This window comes from Pseudomonas sp. RP-B7 (assembly GCF_059803535.1).
Genome location: NZ_JAPFHC010000021.1, coordinates 74,957 through 89,795 on the forward strand (window position 1 = coordinate 74,957; position 14,839 = coordinate 89,795).

A 14,839-nucleotide genomic window follows, 5' to 3' on the forward strand; every position below is an offset into this window, starting at 1 on the left:
AAATTCTGACGATTGGCGTTTTTTGTCAGAAAATACCCGCACTTTTGGCGTCAAATAATCCCGCGAGGCCCACACCTTCACTGTGGCAAGGGAGCTTGCTCCCGCTGGACTACGCAGCAGTCCCTGCTCCCTCGCCACAATTACAGGCCGCGCTCAGCCTTGGTCTGCGCAACCTTATCGCGCAGGTACACCGGCGCCGCCTGGTCGGCGGGAATCGCCTCGCCCCGTTCAAAAGCAAAGCGCGCCAAGGTCAGCAGGTCTTCGGCGTGGGGCAACATGGCGGCGTCCTGCCCCACCAGCGTGACCCCAATGCGCTCGCCATAACCCCAACCGGTGCCGGCACCGAACCAGTCACCGCTGGCATCTGGTGGCAATACCGAGGATTCCGGCGGCTGCACGGCTTCCACGCCGACCAGGCGCATTTCGCCAGCGGTCTCGCGATAGCAACCCCAATAGACCTCATCCATGCGCGCGTCGATCGCCGCAGCCACCTGATACGCGCCGTGTTCGCGCAACGCGCGCTGGGCCAGCACGGCTAGGTTGGACACCGGCAACACCGGCCGCTCCAAGGCAAACGCCAAGCCCTGCACCACGCCGATAGCGATCCGCACGCCAGTAAACGCACCTGGCCCGCGGCCAAATGCGATGGCATCGACCGCCGCCAGGGTGGTGCCGGCGTCTTCGAGCAGTTGCTTGATCATCGGCAACAGCTTCTGCGCATGCAGGCGGGGGATCACCTCGTAGTGGCTTGTTACCTTGCCATCGTGCAGCAGGGCAACGGAGCAAGCTTCAGTCGCGGTGTCCAGGGCCAGCAGGGTGCTCATCGGTGTGGGTGTCCAAGTCGAAAAAAAGTGCGCCAGTATAAACAACAACGGCCCGCAAGCGGGCCGTTGTACACAAAGCTGAACGAAGGATCAGCTCAGTGCTTGCAACACCTTGGCGGTGATGGCTTCAACCGAGCCAACGCCAGGGATGTGGCTGTACTTGGGCTTGCCTTGGGCAGCCGACAGCTTCTGGTAGAAATCCACCAAAGGCTTGGTCTGGGAGTGGTAGACCGACAGGCGATGACGCACGGTTTCTTCGGTGTCGTCCTTACGCTGTACCAGCTCTTCGCCGGTCACATCGTCCTTGCCTTCGACTTTTGGCGGGTTGTACAGGGTGTGGTACACGCGGCCCGAGGCTTCGTGAACGCGACGACCGGCAATACGCTGCACGATTTCTTCATCTTCAACCGCGATTTCAACCACGGCATCCAGCTCAACGCCAGCCTTCACCAGGGCTTCAGCCTGGGGAATGGTGCGTGGGAAGCCGTCGAACAGGAAACCGTTCTTGCAGTCTTCCTGGCTGATGCGTTCCTTGACCAGGTTGATGATCAAGTCATCGGAGACCAGGCCACCGCTGTCCATCACGCTCTTGGCGATCAGGCCCAGCTCGGTGCCGGCCTTGACCGCTGCACGCAGCATGTCGCCGGTGGAGATTTGTGGAATGCCGAATTTTTCAGTGATGAACTTTGCCTGAGTACCTTTACCGGCCCCGGGAGCTCCCAGCAGAATGACGCGCATTGATGTGCTCCTCAATTTTTTATAGAGATGTCGCTCGGATTCGCCGCGTGGGGCCAATCGCGTAAAAATAGGATTCGGGCCGCCCAAACGGCCAAAGGCTGATCAAGATACACAGCGGGCGGTCACCATACAAGCCGCCAAAAGTCGCAGGAACCCGCGCAGGGCATGCGTCATAGGTAGGGTGTGCCTGAGTGCAACCCGCCCGCATAAACGCTGACCGCCCGTTTCCGGGCGGCCGTCGTGGTTTATCTGCAAGCCGTTGAGAACGCTTGGAAAACCTCAGCCGGTGTTGCGCAAACCGGCGGCAATACCGGCCACGGACACCAGCAGCGCCTGTTCCAGAGGGCTGTCCTGCGCCGCCTCTTGTTGACGCGAGCGCGCCAGCAACTCGGCCTGCAACAGGTGCAGGGGGTCGAGGTAGGTGTTGCGCAGACGGATGAACTCCAGGGTGTCCGGGCTATGGGCCAGCAGTTGCGACTGGCCAGTCAGGCCAAGCACCACACTGCATGCCTGCGACAATAGGTCGCGTAAGTGCGCCCCCAATGGCAGCAGGTCAGGCTGCACCAGACGCTCATCGTACAGTCGCGCAATGTCGGCATCGGCCTTGGCCAGCACCATTTCCAGCATATCGATGCGGGTGCGGAAGAATGGCCACTGCTCACGCATCTGCCCCAGCAGCTCGCCCTCACCGCGCTCCAGCGCCTTGCTCAGCGCCGCTTCCCAGCCAAGCCAGGCCGGCAGCATCAGGCGGGTCTGGGTCCAGCCGAAGATCCACGGAATCGCGCGCAGGCTTTCGATACCGCCCGCCCGGCGCTTGGCCGGACGGCTGCCCAAGGGCAAACGCCCCAACTCCTGCTCCGGGGTGGACTGGCGGAAGTACTCGACGAATTGCGGATTTTCCCGCACCACGGCGCGGTATGCGCTGACACCGTCTGCCGCCAATTCGTCCATCAAATGGCGCCACGCCGGTTCCGGCGGTGGTGGCGGCAACAGCGTGGCTTCCAACACGGCGGCGAGGTAGAGGTTGAGGTTTTGCTCGGCGATGTCTGGCAGGCCGAACTTGAAGCGGATCATCTCGCCTTGCTCGGTAGTACGGAAGCGCCCCGCCACCGACCCCGGCGGCTGCGACAGGATCGCCGCATGCGCCGGGCCACCACCCCGTCCAACCGTGCCACCGCGACCGTGGAACAACAGCAATTCCACCTGCTGCTCGCGGCAGATGTCGACCAGGCGTTCCTGGGCACGGTACTGCGCCCAGGCGGCGGCGGTGGTGCCGGCATCCTTGGCCGAGTCCGAGTAGCCGATCATCACTTCCTGCGGGCCTTGCAACCGCGCGCGATAGCCGGGCAGCAGCAACAGCCGCTCGATCACCGGGCCGGCGTTGTCCAGGTCAGCCAGGGTTTCGAACAGTGGCACCACACGCATCGGCCGCTGCACGCCCGATTCTTTGAGCAACAGTTGCACGGCGAGCACGTCCGACGCAGCTCCGGCCATGGAGATGACATACGAACCCAACGAAGCAGCAGGCGCGGCGGCAATTTCCTTACAGGTATTCAAGACCTCAGCGGTGTCCGCCGATGGCTTGAAATAGCCCGGCAACAGTGGCCGACGGTTGCTCAGTTCCTTGCTCAGGAAGCTGATGCGCGCGTCTTCATCCCATTCTTCATAGCGGCCCAAGCCAAGGTAGTCGGTGATTTCGGTCATGGCTGACGAATGCCGACTGGAATCCTGGCGCACATCCAGACGCACCAGGAACAAACCGAAGGTCACCGCACGGCGCAGGCAATCGAGCAGCGGCCCATCGGCGATCACGCCCATGCCGCATTCGTGCAGCGACTGATAGCACAGTTCCAGCGGATCGAGCAGGTCGCGGTTGTATTGCAGAACCTCCACGGGGGCCGGGGCGGCGGCGGTCAATGATGCGTGGGCCCATTGCCGGGTCGCGCGCAGACGTTCGCGCAGTTGTTTAAGCAGCGCACGATAGGGCTCGACACTGTCACCCACCTTGGCCTGCAACGCCGGGCTGGCTTGTTGCATCGACAGCTCCGAGGCCAGATGGTCGATATCGCGCAAGTACAAATCCGCCGCCATCCAGCGTGCCAGCAGCAACACTTCGCGGGTCACCGGCGCGGTGACGTTAGGATTGCCGTCCCGGTCGCCGCCCATCCACGAAGCAAAGCGGATTGGCGCAGCTTCCAGCGGCAAACGCAGGCCAGTGGCGGCGTGCAGGGCCTGGTCGGCCTTGCGCAAGTAATTGGGGATGGCGTGCCACAGCGAATGCTCGATCACCGCAAAGCCCCATTTGGCTTCGTCGACCGGGGTTGGCCGAACACGGCGGATCTCTTCGGTGTGCCAGGCCTCGGCGATCAACCGTTGCAGGCGCTCGCGGATCTGCGTGCGCTCGGCGGTGGTGAGATCACGGTGATCCTGCAGCGCCAGTTGCGCGGCAATCGCATCGTATTTCTGGATCAGGGTGCGGCGCGCCACTTCGGTGGGGTGGGCGGTGAGGACCAACTCGATCTCCAACCGCGCCAGTTGGCGGGCCAGGGATTCATTGCTGTGGCCTTCGCTTTGCAGGCGCGCAAGCAGTTCAGGCAACACGCGGGATTCGAACGGCGCCGGCTGCGACTCATCGCGCCGGTGAATCAGTTGGTATTGCTCGGCGATGTTGGCGAGGTTGAGGAACTGGTTGAAGGCACGGGCCACCGGCAACAGTTCGTCTTCCTGCAACTGGTTGAGGCTGCTGCTCAACTCATCGCCAGCGCCACGTCGATCGGCCTTGGCGCCTTTGCGGATCTGCTCGATCTTGTCGAGAAAAGCATCGCCGTACTGCTCTCGAATGGTGTTGCCCAACAGTTCACCCAGCAGGTGAACATCCTCACGCAAGCGTGCATCGATATCACTCATCAGCCAATCTCCAGCCAGAAATCCGGGACGCGCAGGTCTTGCAGAGTGCCGCCAGCATTCATTTATGACAAGACTTTAAACCTTGCGCGATGCAGCTAGTCTGAAGACTAAGGCGCCTGTGTTTACCCACACGGGCGACTGGTCACTCATCACCGCCCGCCATCCCGGGCTTTATTGAGGTTGCCATGAAAATTCGAGAATTGGCCCAGCATTGGGAAGAGAACGCCAAGGGTCGCTTGACCAAGAACGCGTACGCCGTCCACTTGGATCTGGAAGCCGCTGCCCGGCTGGCGGCCATCGCCGAGATGTACCCCAAGCGCCAGCCTGAAGAACTGCTCGCCGAGTTGATCGGCGCCGCCCTGGAAGAGCTGGAAGCCAGCTTCCCCTACATCAAGGGCCAGCAGGTGATTGCCACCGATGAAGAGGGCGACCCGCTGTATGAAGATGTCGGCCCCACCCCGCGTTTCCTGACCTTGTCGCGACGCTATCTGCATGACTTGTCGGCCGCCGCCGACGAACCGACACACTGATACATCCCTTCAAACCCCTTGTATTCCGGGCCTTGAACAGGCCCGGCGTACCACTGCGCAACGCAGAAGTTCCAATTTTTTGTGCTGACCGATCAGTCAGATATTTTTTTAGGCAAATCGCCATCTTCTCTGAACTATTCAAAAAAGCCTTCGGTCACACCCAGTAAGCCATCATTTGGAACGGTCGTTTCAACAGGCGTCATGTGCCTTATCCGCCGGGCCCGCAATCGACCTTACAAGATGGATTTTAAGTTTTTCAGGAGTTATCCAATGGAGTTGAAGACGATGAAGACCAGCACTGCCAAATCCTCGTTTAACCACCTGCGCGGGCTCAAATTGGCCGCGCTGGCAATCGGCACCAGCTTCGTCCTGGCGGGCTGCGCCGGCAACCCGCCAACCGAGCAATACGCGGTGACCCAGTCTGCGGTGAACAGCGCAGTCAGCGCTGGCGGCACCGAATATGCGGCCGTGGAAATGAAGTCGGCCCAGGACAAGCTCAAGCAAGCCGAAATCGCCATGCACGACAAGAACTACGAAGAGGCCCGTCGCCTGGCCGAACAAGCTGAATGGGACGCTCGCGTGGCTGAGCGCAAATCCCAGGCGGCCAAGGCTGAACAGGCTGTGAAGGATTCCCAGAAAGCTGTTCAGGAGCTGCGTCAGGAAGGCATGCGCCCGGCTGTGATCAAACAGCAATAAGCCGCCGCCCCCGATTGCACTGCACCCGATATCGAATTGAAAGGACGACACGACTATGCGTAAACAATTGATGATCCCTGCCCTGCTGGCGATGAGCGTTGCCCTGGCGGCCTGCTCCACCCCGCCGAACGCGAACCTGGAAAACGCACGGACCAACTTCTCGGCCCTGCAAACCAACCCGCAAGCCACCAAGCTGGCGGCACTGGAAACCAAGGACGCCAGCGAATGGCTGGACAAGGCTGACAAAGCCTACCGTGATAAGGAAGACCAGAAGAAAGTCGACCAACTGGCCTACCTGACCAACCAGCGTGTTGAAGTGGCCAAAGACACCATCGTGTTGCGCGAGTCCGAAGCCAAGCTGAAAAACGCCGGCGACGAACGTGCCCGCGCCCTGCTTGAGGCCCGCGACGCGCAGATCAAGCAACTGCAAGACAGCCTGAACGCCAAGCAGACCGAGCGCGGTACGCTGGTGACCTTTGGTGACGTGCTGTTCGCCACCAACAAGTCCGACCTCAAATCCAGCGGCCTGGTCAACATCACCAAGCTGGCGCAGTTCCTGCGCGACAACCCGGACCGTAAAGTGATCGTCGAAGGCTATACCGATAGCACCGGGTCCGATTCGTACAACCAGAGCCTGTCCGAGCGCCGTGCGGCTTCGGTACAGCGCGCACTGGCACAGCAAGGCGTGGATATTTCGCGCATCGTGACCCAGGGTTACGGCAAGGAATACCCGGTAGCCGACAACGGCAGCGCGTCGGGCCGTGCCATGAACCGCCGTGTTGAAGTGACTATTTCCAACGACAACCAGCCGGTCAAGCCACGGTCTTCCGTCGCCAATTGATTGAAGCTGGATAGAAAAACCCACCTCACGGTGGGTTTTTTTTGAGTATCAGAACTTGATCTGCTGGCCGGTATTCTCATCTCGCAGCTTCACGCTTTGAGTGTCGTATGAATTGTCCGAGAGCTTGGCCAGCAAGGTCTCGATCTTCTGTTCCTGCGCGTCGCGCCGCTCCAGCGCCGCTTGACATCTGGCCATGTCCAGCATGTTGCGTATTGCACCAATGACTATCGCCACATTCTTACCCCGCCCTGTGTAAGTGTCCTCGCCTTCTGTGGCTTCTTACACAATACGGTTCCAGATATTTCCGTGTACGGCCTATTGCTGCAATTGCGGGGTTTCCTGACCCAGGCAACGCACGGCTTGCTTCTTGTTGTTCACCAGCACACCGCTCAAGCCTTTCTGTTCGGTATCAAACATCACCAGCACGCCATCGACGCACTGCGCCACTTGCGCGGCCGGTGTCAGGGAAATCTTGTAATCCTCGCCGGGCACGGTCTTGAGCATGGTGAAGTCGCTGAGCAGCAACGCATCTTCGGGCTTGGCGAAGTGCAGGTAGCCATAGAACCACAGGCAGCCAACGGTGCCGATAATAGTGCCGATGCCGGTGAGGATCAGGGGGATCATGTTGCGTTCTTCGCTCATTGCGGGCTCTCTGATGAATCAACTTTGGGAATCGGATAGTTCGGAATTTCGCCCAGGCGGCGTAGGCCGTTGAAGTGCTGCGGGTCATCCAGATAACGCAGCATCACGGTCTGCCAGGTCTTGTCGGCAAAAGTCTGCACATGACCGCCACGGGTCAACTGCAGCACTCTCGGTGGCGGCGCCGCCTGATACAGGCGGATGCCATTGGCCAGGGGCACGATCGGGTCGTCCAGGCTGTGGAACAGCAGCTTCGGCACGCCGGTCAGCCTGGGCATGTCATGGATGGCGCTGTCGCGGTCCGGCACCAGCCAGGACAAGGGCACTTGCAACGGCCATGTTAACCAGGAGGTGCTCAGCGCGAATTGTCCTACATCACGATAACTGGCGGGCACTCCGTCCAGCACCAGCGCCTTGAGCTGCGCCTGACGCTCCGGATGGCCCGCCAGGTAATGCACCGCCAGCGCACCGCCGAGACTTTGGCCGAGGACGATCAACGGTTGGTGCTGGGTTTCGGCGGCGGTGTCAATCCAGCTGAACGCCGCGTCGAGGTCCTGGTAGACCGCCGGCAGTGATGGTTTGCCTTCGGACAGGCCATAACCGCGATAGTCCAGGAGCAGCACCTGGTAGCCCTGTTCCGGCAACCACCAACTGCCACCGAGGTGCCAGGCCAGGTTGCCGCCGTTGCCGTGCAGGTGCAGTACGGTGCCCTTGAGCGCCACACCAGGCTTGGCCGGCAGCCACCAGGCGTGGAGTTTCACCCCATCGGCGGTGGTGAGGGTCACGTCACGGTAGGCCAGGTGGGCTTTTTCCGGGGTGAACGGCAGGCCGGGCTCGGGGTAGAACAGCAGGGAGCTGCAACCGTTCAAGGTCAGTAGCAGGCACAGAATGCCGAGGATTCTCATCCGTTGAAGCCTCGCTATTATTCGATTTTCAGACTCACAGTGATTCAACAGTGGGAGCGGGGTTCTGTGGGAGCGGGCTTGCTCGCGAAGACGGAGTGTCAGCCAACTCATGTGTATCTGAAACACCGCCTTCGCGAGCAAGCCCGCTCCCACACAAGCTCTCTACCACATTGAGATCCGGTTTGGTCAGAGGATGTTGGAGTAATCCGCCTCGATCCGATCCAGGCTCAAGTGATTGAGGAAGTTGGAGAAGCACATCCACGCCGCCAGCGCGTTCATGTCGCGGAACTGCTCCGGCAGGTACTTTGGCGGTACCACCAGGCCTTCATCCACCAGTTGGCGCAAGGTGCGCATGTCTTCCAGGGTGGTCTTGCCGCAGAACAACAGCGGCACTTGCTCCAGCTTGCCTTTACGCACGGCCAGCTGGATATAGTTGTAGACCATGATAAAGCCCTTGAGGTAGGACAAATCCTTGGTAAACGGCAGCCCCGTCGGCACCGAGCCACGGAAGACGCGACTGGCGTTGCCGTAGCTTTCGGCCATTTCAAAGCCCTGCTCACGGAAGAACTCGAATACCTGCAAGAAGTCGGCGCCCTCCTCCACCATGTGGATGGCGCGGGTGCGGTTGGTCAGTTTGCGCAGGCGGCTTGGGTAGGAGGCAAAGGTGATGATCTCCATCAGGATCGCCAGGCCTTCCTGGGTCACGGTGGAGGACGGCGGGCCCTTGGACAGGAAGGTGCAGATCGGCTGGTTCTGGCCGTTGAGGGTGGTGCCCACGTGCACCAGGCCTTCATGCACCTCCAGGGCACGCACGTCGCGGTCGTTGAACATCGCGTCGGCGCGGATCTTGATGTAGTCGGCGCCGGCGGCGGCATCGGCGACGATGCCGTCGGACTCGAACACGCGGATGGTTTCTTCGGCCTCGCCAAACACCTTGTTCAGACGGGTTTGCAGCAGGGCCACGGCGTCCTTGGCGGTGAGGGTCTTGGCCTCATCCTTCAAGTCGCCACGGCCGTCGATATTGTTCAGGTAGTCGGAAAGCATCAGGCCCAGGTCAGCCAGGGTCGGGTCGCCGGCGTGGAAGGCATCGGAAGCGGCGCCGTAGAGCTCCTGGGAAATCAGGCCGAAATCCTCGGTGCCACGCGCTTCGAGCATGCGCACCACCATGCGGTATTCCTTGCACATGCGGCGCATGATCTGCCCCACCGGGCTGAACTGGCCGAGGCGACGGGTGATGTCGCGCTCAATGTTCTGGAATTCCAGCTTGACCGCACTGGAGTCGAACGACAGCGGTCGGTTCTGGTAATAGTCGCGGCTCACGGCAGGCATTTCCTTGCCCTTGGCCTTGAGGAATCCCTGGCGAATGTTGTCGTCCCACTTCACAGCGTCGAGGACGCGAATCGGTGTTTGTGCCAGCACAATGCGATCAGACAAGGTGCGTATCGTCTGCTGGTAATCGTCCACCTGATGCTTCCTCTTTAAACGTTATGTGCCCGCGCGGCCCCGCGTGTCAGCAGCCTACGTCAGACCGAAGCCAACACCAAATGCATGTAGCGCTTGAGGATCTCAAGCATCTCCTCAGCGGTCAGCGGTTCGGGGCTGCCCAGCAGGCCCTGATACTCCATCCGACCGATTATAGCCGTCAACACCTTGGCATCCTGTTGTGGCTCGCGCGAACCCAGTACCCGGAAAAACTGCTCGGTGCCCTGCAACAGGATCTGCTGGTGGGAACGCACCAGTTCGGCCAGGCGCGGGTTCAACAGAGCCTCCTGGCGAAAGGCCTGCTCGGCCATCAGGTGTTCGCGCCGGTTGGTCAGCTGACGCATCACGTAATCGGCGGTCAACCGCGCAATGTCGTCGGCCAACTGCGAACGCGACTGCGGGCTGCCATCGCCATAAGCGACCATTTCCCGCAGCAGGCCCTCGTTGCGCACCCACAGCTTGCCCATGAACTCGGCGCTGCGTTCGACGTACTGAGCAAAGGTATCGGTGAGCAGATCATCGATGTCCTTGAAGTAATAGGTGGTGGCCGACAATGGCACCCCCGCCTCCGCCGCCACTGCCCGATGGCGAACGGCGCGAACGCCATCACGCACGACGATGCGCATGGCCGCATCGAGAATATCTTGCCGGCGCTGCTCACTGCCCCGGCGGCTGGCCTTGCGGCCCTGATACTGGACGCTTTCCACCACAGCGGCAGCAATGCCGGCGGCGCTTTCTTGAGCGGTTACGCGGTTCACCCAAACACATCCTTGAATAGATCAAAACCTGGCGCTGTTTGCTTGACGCTTAAATACGCCGCATAAAAAAGCCGCCTTATAAAAGGCGGCTTCGGATTTCACTACGCTTACGCTTGTGGCCGCATGTGCGGGAACAAGATCACATCACGGATCGACGGTGAGTTGGTCAACAGCATCACCAGGCGGTCGATACCGATACCTTCACCTGCGGTCGGCGGCATGCCGTATTCCAGGGCGCGGACGAAGTCGGCGTCGTAGTGCATGGCTTCGTCGTCACCGGCGTCCTTGTCGGCCACCTGGGCCATGAAACGCTCGGCCTGGTCTTCCGCGTCGTTCAACTCGGAGTAGGCGTTGGCGATTTCGCGGCCACCGATGAACAGTTCGAAACGGTCGGTGACGTTCGGGTTGTCATCGTTGCGACGGGCCAGCGGCGACACTTCGAACGGGTACTGGGTAATGAAGTGCGGCTGTTCCAGCTTGTGCTCCACCAGTTCTTCGAAAATCATCACCTGCAGTTTGCCCAGGCCTTCGAAGCCCAGCACCTTGGCGCCGGCTTTCTTGGCGATGGCGCGGGCCTTGTCGATGTCGTTCAGGTCGTCAGCGGTCAACTCAGGGTTGTACTTGAGGATCGAATCGAACACCGACAGACGCACGAACGGCTCGCCGAAGTGGAACACCTTGTCGCCGTACGGCACGTCGGTGCTGCCCAGGACCAGCTGTGCCAGCTCGCGGAACAGCTCTTCGGTCAGGTCCATGTTGTCTTCGTAGTCGGCGTAGGCCTGGTAGAACTCCAACATGGTGAATTCTGGGTTGTGACGGGTCGAAACGCCTTCGTTGCGGAAGTTGCGGTTGATCTCGAACACCTTTTCAAACCCGCCAACCACCAGGCGCTTGAGGTACAGCTCGGGGGCGATACGCAGGAACATTTCCATGTCCAGCGCGTTGTGGTGCGTCTCGAACGGCTTGGCTGCGGCACCACCGGGGATGGTTTGCAGCATCGGGGTTTCAACTTCGAGGAAGTCACGCTGCATCAGGAAGCTGCGGATGTGCGCGATGACTTGCGAACGTACGCGGAAAGTGTGGCGCACGTCTTCGTTGACGATCAGGTCAACGTAGCGCTGACGGTAGCGCTGCTCGGTGTCGGTCAGGCCGTGGTGCTTGTCCGGCAGCGGGCGCAGGGATTTGGTCAGCAGGCGCACTTCGGTCATTTCGACGTACAGGTCGCCCTTGCCGGAGCGGGCCAGGGTGCCGACGGCGGCAATGATGTCGCCCATGTCCCAGGTTTTCACCGCTGCCAGGGTTTCTTCCGACAGGGTCTTGCGGTTGACGTAGACCTGGATGCGACCGGTCATGTCCTGGATCACCATGAACGAGCCACGGTTGAGCATGATGCGACCGGCAACCTTGACCGGGATTGCAGCTTCTGCCAGTTCTTCCTTGGTCATGTCCGCGTATTTCTTCTGCAGTTCTTCGCAGTAGTGTTCGCGACGGAAGTCGTTCGGGAAGGCATTGCCCTTGGCGCGCTCGGCAGCAAGCTTTTCCTTGCGCAGGGCGATCAGGGAGTTTTCTTCCTGTTGCAGGGCTTGCGGGTCGAGTTGTTGGTCGCTCATGTCTTTAAATATTCCATCAGGTTCGTTGCCCCAGCCTGCGGCTGGGGATCGCGGGCAAGCCCGCTCCCACAGGGATCGAGGGGTGTCAGGCAATCCCGCATTGCATGTGTTACAGGCCTGATTTCAGGCTGGCTTCCAGGTATTCGTCGATGTCGCCGTCGAGCACCTTGTCGCAGTCACTGCGTTCGATGTTAGTGCGCAAATCCTTGATCCGCGATGCATCAAGCACATAGGAGCGGATCTGGTGACCCCAGCCGATGTCCGACTTGGTGTCTTCCAGCGCTTGCGAGGCGGCATTGCGCTTCTGCATTTCCTGCTCGTACAACTTGGCCCGCAGCATTTTCATGGCGGTGTCTTTGTTGGCGTGCTGGGAACGTTCGTTCTGGCAGCTGACCACGGTGTTGGTCGGTACGTGGGTGATACGTACGGCCGAGTCGGTGGTGTTTACGTGCTGGCCACCGGCACCGGAGGAACGGTAGGTGTCGATGCGCAGGTCGGCCGGGTTGATCTCAATTTCGACCTTGTCGTCGATCTCTGGCGAGACGAACACCGCGCAGAACGAGGTGTGGCGACGGTTGCCGGAGTCGAACGGGCTCTTGCGTACCAGGCGGTGCACGCCGATCTCGGTGCGCAACCAACCAAAGGCGTATTCACCCTTGATATGCACGGTCGCGCCCTTGATACCGGCGACTTCACCGGCGGACAGTTCCATGATGGTCGCGTCGAAACCGCGCTTGTCGGCCCAGCGCAGGTACATGCGCAGCAGGATGTTGGCCCAGTCCTGGGCCTCGGTACCACCGGAGCCGGCCTGGATGTCCAGGTAGGCGTTGTTGGGGTCCATTTCATGGCTGAACATGCGGCGGAATTCGAGTTTGGCGAGGTTTTCCTCGAGACGGGCCAGCTCGGCGATGACATCGCCCACTGCGCCTTCGTCGTTTTCCTCGACGGCCATGTCCAGCAGGTCACGGCAATCGGCCAGACCGGTGTTCAGTTCGTCGAGGGTGTCGACGATCTGCGCCAGCGCAGCGCGCTCGCGGCCCAGTTCCTGGGCGTATTCAGGTTTGTTCCAGACAGCAGGATCTTCAAGCTCACGATTGACTTCGGTCAGGCGCTCATGCTTTTGATCGTAGTCAAAGATACCCCCGAATAGTTTCGGAGCGCTCGGACAGGTCCTTGATGGTGTTAAGGATCGGGTTGATTTCCATGGCGGGCAGCACTCGTTGGCGAACTTTTGAAAGCCGGCGAGTATAACGGGAAATGGGGGGCAGCGGCAGCCCGCTTGGCGAAAAGGCTCGGGGTTGGTGGTGGTTTATTGGTGGTGGGCATATCCGTTGCTGCGGTAACGGCCACTTAGGGTTTCGCGCTTACAGCGACTCACTTTTGGAAAGAGCCCAAAAGTAAGCAAAAGGCTCTTGCCCCAACACTCGGCACCTCGCCTAGGCTCGGTGTGCCCGTAATCCGCCATGGGTTTGGGGGGCCGCCTAAGATCAAGATCAAAAGCCAGAGCCAGAGCCAGAGCCAGAGCCAGAGCCAGAGCCAGAGCCAGAGCCAGAGCAAACTACAGTTCCATCTGAATACATGGAGATCCAAATGTGGGAGCGGGCTTGCTCGCGAATGCGGTGTGTCAGTCAACTCATTCATTGGCTGATCCATCGCATTCGCGAGCAAGCCCGCTCCCACAGTTTTGACCCCGTTCAACCCGCCCATGCCGGTCGGCTCCAAGGCCGCCGCGCTCTGGCTTTTGATCTTGGGTCGCCCCGTCAAACACGCTGGCCGTTTGGTTACTTTTGGGTCCCTCCAAAAGTGACCCGCTGTAAGAGCGGAACCATAAGCAGCCGTTACCGAAGAAACGGATATGTACCCAGCAAAACCCAGCGAAACCCAGCCCTACTCGATACCCACCTGATTGCGCCCATTATGCTTGGCCGTATACAACCCCTTGTCCGCCGCCAATATCAACTGCCGGCAATCACCGCCCTGCTGCGGCGTAACGGTGGACAGGCCAATACTGACGGTCAGGCTCGCACCTTCCGTCGGTGCAATGTGCGGGATCTTCAGCGCCGCAACCGCCATGCGCAGCTTCTCGGCCACCAGGCGTGCGCCACCCGGCGAGGTGTTCGGCAGCACCAGCGCGAACTCTTCGCCGCCATAACGCGCCGGCAGGTCCGAAGGACGACTGCTGGCATCGCGGATGGTCGCGGCGACTTTGCGCAAGGCTTCGTCGCCTTCGACGTGGCCAAAGCTGTCGTTATAGGTCTTGAAGAAGTCCACATCGATCATCAGCAACGACAACTGGGTCTGGTCACGCATGGCGCGGCGCCATTCCAGCTCCAGGTATTCGTCGAAGTGGCGACGGTTGGACAGCCCGGTGAGGCCATCGGAGTTCATCAACCGTTGCAGCACCAGGTTGGTGTCGAGCAACTGCTGCTGGCTGACCCGCAGTGCGCGATACGCCGCATCACGCTGCAGCAGGGTCATGTAGGAGCGCGAGTGATAGCGAATACGCGCCACCAGCTCGATGTTGTCCGGCAACTTGACCAGATAGTCGTTGGCCCCGGCCGAGAACGCCGCGCTCTTGATCAGCGGGTCTTCCTTGGTCGAAAGCACGATGATCGGGATGTTCGCCGTGGCCGGATGGTTGCGGTAGTCGCGTACCAACGTCAGCCCGTCGAGACCGGGCATGACCAGGTCTTGCAGGATCACTGTCGGCTTGATGCGGATCGCCTGGGCGATGGCCTGGTGCGGGTCGGCGCAAAAATGGAAGTCGATGTTTTCTTCGTGGGCCAGCCCACGCCGTACGGCTTCGCCGATCATGGCCTGGTCGTCGACCAGCAACACCATGGCGGCGTTTTCGTCGGTCTTGATGTCGTCGATCTGTAAATCATTCATGTGCAATCACCTGAATTACT

14 protein-coding genes are annotated in these 14,839 nt (G+C 60.5%); 3 read left to right on the forward strand and 11 right to left on the reverse strand.

What is annotated here, in order from left to right; translation table 11 throughout:
- Window positions 1-140: 140 nt before the first annotated feature.
- From tsaB to ppc, 3 genes are all read right to left on the reverse strand, one after another.
- Window positions 141-824 (reverse strand): tRNA (adenosine(37)-N6)-threonylcarbamoyltransferase complex dimerization subunit type 1 TsaB, encoded by a 684-nt coding sequence (gene tsaB / locus OPU96_RS19145; RefSeq protein WP_192299376.1) that lies wholly within the window; start codon window positions 822-824, stop codon window positions 141-143.
- 90 nt (window positions 825-914) lie between these two features.
- Window positions 915-1,562 carry an adenylate kinase gene (gene adk, locus OPU96_RS19150; protein ID WP_192299377.1) on the reverse strand — a complete coding sequence of 216 codons (648 nt, stop codon included), beginning with the start codon at window positions 1,560-1,562 and terminating at the stop codon, window positions 915-917.
- Window positions 1,563-1,841: 279 nt separating this feature from the next.
- Entirely contained in the window at window positions 1,842-4,469 is a 2,628-nt protein-coding gene (ppc, locus tag OPU96_RS19155; protein WP_192299378.1) for a phosphoenolpyruvate carboxylase, read from the reverse strand.
- 185 nt (window positions 4,470-4,654) lie between these two features.
- Here ppc and OPU96_RS19160 point away from each other — a divergent pair, with 185 nt between their 5' ends.
- The 3 genes from OPU96_RS19160 to lptF all read left to right on the forward strand — a co-directional run bounded on the left by OPU96_RS19160 (window position 4,655) and on the right by lptF (window position 6,536).
- Window positions 4,655-4,999 carry a pilin assembly protein gene (locus OPU96_RS19160; protein ID WP_192299379.1) on the forward strand — a complete coding sequence of 115 codons (345 nt, stop codon included), beginning with the start codon at window positions 4,655-4,657 and terminating at the stop codon, window positions 4,997-4,999.
- Window positions 5,000-5,269: 270 nt separating this feature from the next.
- A complete protein-coding gene (locus OPU96_RS19165) occupies window positions 5,270-5,695 on the forward strand; it encodes a DUF4398 domain-containing protein (RefSeq protein ID WP_192299380.1) in 426 nt (141 codons plus the stop codon).
- A 55-nt stretch (window positions 5,696-5,750) separates the two neighbouring features.
- A complete protein-coding gene (gene lptF / locus OPU96_RS19170) occupies window positions 5,751-6,536 on the forward strand; it encodes a lipotoxin F family OmpA-related lipoprotein LptF (RefSeq protein ID WP_498559515.1) in 786 nt (261 codons plus the stop codon).
- 48 nt (window positions 6,537-6,584) lie between these two features.
- On the opposite strand, the gene OPU96_RS19175 is transcribed toward lptF, so the two are convergent.
- From OPU96_RS19175 to OPU96_RS19210, 8 genes are all read right to left on the reverse strand, one after another.
- Window positions 6,585-6,731 (reverse strand): hypothetical protein, encoded by a 147-nt coding sequence (locus OPU96_RS19175; protein WP_226455893.1) that lies wholly within the window; start codon window positions 6,729-6,731, stop codon window positions 6,585-6,587.
- Between the two features lie 120 nt (window positions 6,732-6,851).
- Window positions 6,852-7,178, reverse strand: a complete 327-nt coding sequence (locus tag OPU96_RS19180; RefSeq protein ID WP_104995690.1) for a PA3694 family proteiin — start codon at window positions 7,176-7,178, stop codon at window positions 6,852-6,854.
- The gene (locus tag OPU96_RS19185) at window positions 7,175-8,080 is read right to left on the reverse strand and encodes an alpha/beta hydrolase (RefSeq protein ID WP_226455894.1); all 906 of its coding nucleotides are present in this window, start codon (window positions 8,078-8,080) and stop codon (window positions 7,175-7,177) included. The genes OPU96_RS19180 and OPU96_RS19185 overlap by 4 nt, the downstream gene beginning before the upstream one ends.
- A 186-nt stretch (window positions 8,081-8,266) precedes the next feature.
- Window positions 8,267-9,544, reverse strand: a complete 1,278-nt coding sequence (locus OPU96_RS19190; RefSeq protein ID WP_192297249.1) for a flavohemoglobin expression-modulating QEGLA motif protein — start codon at window positions 9,542-9,544, stop codon at window positions 8,267-8,269.
- Between the two features lie 59 nt (window positions 9,545-9,603).
- A complete protein-coding gene (locus OPU96_RS19195; protein WP_192297250.1) occupies window positions 9,604-10,320 on the reverse strand; it encodes a TetR/AcrR family transcriptional regulator in 717 nt (238 codons plus the stop codon).
- Window positions 10,321-10,427: 107 nt separating this feature from the next.
- The gene (gene lysS / locus OPU96_RS19200; RefSeq protein ID WP_192297251.1) at window positions 10,428-11,930 is read right to left on the reverse strand and encodes a lysine--tRNA ligase; all 1,503 of its coding nucleotides are present in this window, start codon (window positions 11,928-11,930) and stop codon (window positions 10,428-10,430) included.
- 109 nt (window positions 11,931-12,039) lie between these two features.
- Window positions 12,040-13,135 (reverse strand): peptide chain release factor 2 gene (gene prfB, locus OPU96_RS19205; protein WP_192297252.1). Its coding sequence is split into 2 segments (ribosomal slippage): window positions 12,040-13,062 and window positions 13,064-13,135, totalling 1,095 coding nucleotides; the frame shifts between segments, so codons are not numbered across the junction.
- 682 nt (window positions 13,136-13,817) lie between these two features.
- The gene (locus OPU96_RS19210) at window positions 13,818-14,819 is read right to left on the reverse strand and encodes a diguanylate cyclase (protein WP_192297253.1); all 1,002 of its coding nucleotides are present in this window, start codon (window positions 14,817-14,819) and stop codon (window positions 13,818-13,820) included.
- Window positions 14,820-14,839 lie beyond the last annotated feature (20 nt).

Coding starts and splice junctions, on each gene's coding strand:
- tsaB (WP_192299376.1), bottom strand. CDS start 824: ATGAGCACCCTGCTGGCCCTGGACACCGCGACTGAAGCTTGCTCCGTT.
- adk (WP_192299377.1), bottom strand. CDS start 1,562: ATGCGCGTCATTCTGCTGGGAGCTCCCGGGGCCGGTAAAGGTACTCAG.
- ppc (WP_192299378.1), bottom strand. CDS start 4,469: ATGAGTGATATCGATGCACGCTTGCGTGAGGATGTTCACCTGCTGGGT.
- OPU96_RS19160 (WP_192299379.1), top strand. CDS start 4,655: ATGAAAATTCGAGAATTGGCCCAGCATTGGGAAGAGAACGCCAAGGGT.
- OPU96_RS19165 (WP_192299380.1), top strand. CDS start 5,270: ATGGAGTTGAAGACGATGAAGACCAGCACTGCCAAATCCTCGTTTAAC.
- lptF (WP_498559515.1), top strand. CDS start 5,751: ATGCGTAAACAATTGATGATCCCTGCCCTGCTGGCGATGAGCGTTGCC.
- OPU96_RS19175 (WP_226455893.1), bottom strand. CDS start 6,731: ATGGCCAGATGTCAAGCGGCGCTGGAGCGGCGCGACGCGCAGGAACAG.
- OPU96_RS19180 (WP_104995690.1), bottom strand. CDS start 7,178: ATGAGCGAAGAACGCAACATGATCCCCCTGATCCTCACCGGCATCGGC.
- OPU96_RS19185 (WP_226455894.1), bottom strand. CDS start 8,080: ATGAGAATCCTCGGCATTCTGTGCCTGCTACTGACCTTGAACGGTTGC.
- lysS (WP_192297251.1), bottom strand. CDS start 11,930: ATGAGCGACCAACAACTCGACCCGCAAGCCCTGCAACAGGAAGAAAAC.
- OPU96_RS19210 (WP_192297253.1), bottom strand. CDS start 14,819: ATGAATGATTTACAGATCGACGACATCAAGACCGACGAAAACGCCGCC.